The following is a 2,236-nucleotide window of genomic DNA, read 5'->3' as shown; positions in this document are numbered from 1 at the left end:
TCGGGCAGGCGGCCGGCGTTGGACTCGGCGACCGGACTGGCCGCGTCGGCGCGGGCGGGGTCCAGGCGGTGAGTGCGGTGGCCGAGTCCAACGCCGGCCGCCTGCCCGAACTGACCCCGCTCCGGGTGGGCCGGATGGCGGCCACCCCCTTCGCCTTCCTGCGCGGCTCGGCCGGACTGATGGCGTACGACCTCGCCCGCACGCCCGTCACCGGGATCGGCACCCAGATATGCGGTGACGCGCACGCCGCCAACTTCGGCCTGTACGGCGACGCGCGCGGCGGCCTCGTCATCGACCTCAACGACTTCGACGAGACCGCGCACGGACCCTGGGAGTGGGACCTCAAGCGGCTCGCCGTCTCCCTGGTGCTCGCCGGCCGGGAGGCGGGCGCCGACGAGGACACCTGCCGCGCCGCGGCCCGGGACGCGGCCGGCGCCTACCGCCGCACCATGCGGCTGCTCGCCAAACTGCCCGCGCTCGACGCCTGGAACGCCGTCGCGGACGAGGAACTCGTCTCCCACACCGACGCCCACGACCTGCTGGGCACCCTCCGGCGGGTCGCGGAGAAGGCCCGCGCCAACACCAGCGGCCGGTTCGCCGCGAAGTCGACCGAGGCGGTGCCGGGCGGCGGACGCCGGTTCGTACCCGCCCCGCCGGTGCTGCGCCGCATACCGGACGCCGAGGCCGCCGCGGTCGCCGCCGCCCTGGAGCCGTACGTCGACACCCTCGGCGAGGACCGCCGCCCCCTGCTCGCCCGGTACGCCGTGCACGACGTCGCCTTCCGCGTGGTCGGCACCGGCAGCGTCGGCACCCGGTCCTACGTCGTCCTGCTCCTCGACCACCGCGGTGAGCCGCTGGTGCTCCAGGTGAAGGAGGCCCGCCCCGCCGCGCTCGTGCCGCACCTGGCCACGGCCGGCTTCCCGGTGCCCGCGGTGCCGCACGAAGGGCGCCGGGTGGTCCTCGGGCAGAAGCGGATGCAGGTCGTCAGCGACACCCTGCTCGGCTGGACCACCGTCGAGGGGCGCCCCTACCAGGTGCGCCAGTTCCGCAACCGCAAAGGCAGCGTCGACCCGGCCGCCCTCGCCGCCGACCAGATCGACGACTACGCCCGTATGACCGGCGCCCTGCTGGCCCGCGCCCACTCCCACGGCGCCGACCCCCGGCTGATCGCCGGCTACTGCGGCAAGAACGAGGAGCTGGACGAGGCGATGGCCGCTTTCGCCGTGGCGTACGCCGACCGCACGGAGGAGGATCACGCCGACCTGGTGGCGGCGATCAAGGCCGGGCGGATCGAGGCGGAGCCGGGCGTGTGAGGGCGGGGCCCCGGGGACGCGGACGCTGCGGTTCCCGAGGGGCGCGGACGCTGCGGTTCCCACGGCGCGCGGGGGACCGCGCGAGCGACCACGACGCACGTGCACCCGGCAGCGCACCCGCACTCCTGCGGCGAGCTGCCAGAGCGGTCCGGGCCCGGCGCAGCGGCTACGCTGGCCGGGTGACGACCCCCGAACCCGACCAGCCCGCCCCCCGCCCCGAGGAACGGCTGGAACAGGCCGTACGGGCCGCCGAGCAGGCATTGATCGAGTACGAGATCGCCGTCGAGACCTTCCGCGTCGAGGTGGAGAACTTCTCCCGCCTGCACGAGCAGCGCCTCGGCCCGCTCTACACCCGCATCGAGGAGCTGGACGCCGAGATCGCCGAGGCGAAGGCCGCCCGCACCGGCGACCCCGAGGATGTCCGCCGGGCCGCCGAGGCCCGCGCCCGCGTGCTGCCGATGCCCGGCGTGGAGGAACTGCTGCACGGCTGGATGGACGGCGACGGCCTGTTCCCGGAGGCCGCCGCCATGCTCACCGACCAGGCGGTACGGCCCCCGCAGCGGGTGCGGCCCAGCGAGGAGGCCCGCAAGCTCTACCGCGAGCTGGCCCGCAAGGCCCACCCCGACCTGGCCCAGGAGGAAGCCGAGCGGGCGCGCCGCGAGGAGTTCCTCAGCCGGGTGAACGCCGCCTACGCCCGCGGCGACGAGACCCTGCTCAGGGAACTGGCCGACGAGTGGGCCGCCGGGCCCGTGCCGCCCGAGCGCCGCCCGAGCCCCGCCGAGGAGCTGTACGCCCGTCTCGAATGGCTCGCCCAGCGCAAGGAGCTGCTCACCCTCGTCGCCCGCGAGCTGGAGGAGGGCGCGATCGCCGGCATGCTCCGCCTCGCCCCGGACGACCCCGACGGGCTGCTCGACGAGATCGCC

Annotated in this window: 2 protein-coding genes; both read left to right on the top strand. The window is 75.8% G+C overall.

The features are described 5' to 3' along the window. Positions 1-1,313, top strand: a 1,313-nt coding sequence (locus CCN44_RS33595; RefSeq protein ID WP_244204009.1) for a DUF2252 domain-containing protein, incomplete at its 5' end; no start/stop codon positions are given. A gap of 179 nt (positions 1,314-1,492) precedes the next feature. Continuing rightward, positions 1,493-2,236: hypothetical protein (locus tag CCN44_RS33590; RefSeq protein WP_086702072.1), on the top strand; the 744-nt coding region annotated here is incomplete at its 3' end.

It is taken from the genome of Streptomyces tricolor, assembly GCF_002155905.1.
GTDB lineage: Bacteria > Actinomycetota > Actinomycetes > Streptomycetales > Streptomycetaceae > Streptomyces > Streptomyces tricolor.
The sequence above is the reverse complement of the archived record's forward strand: the minus strand, read 5'-3'. Positions and strand labels throughout refer to the sequence as shown.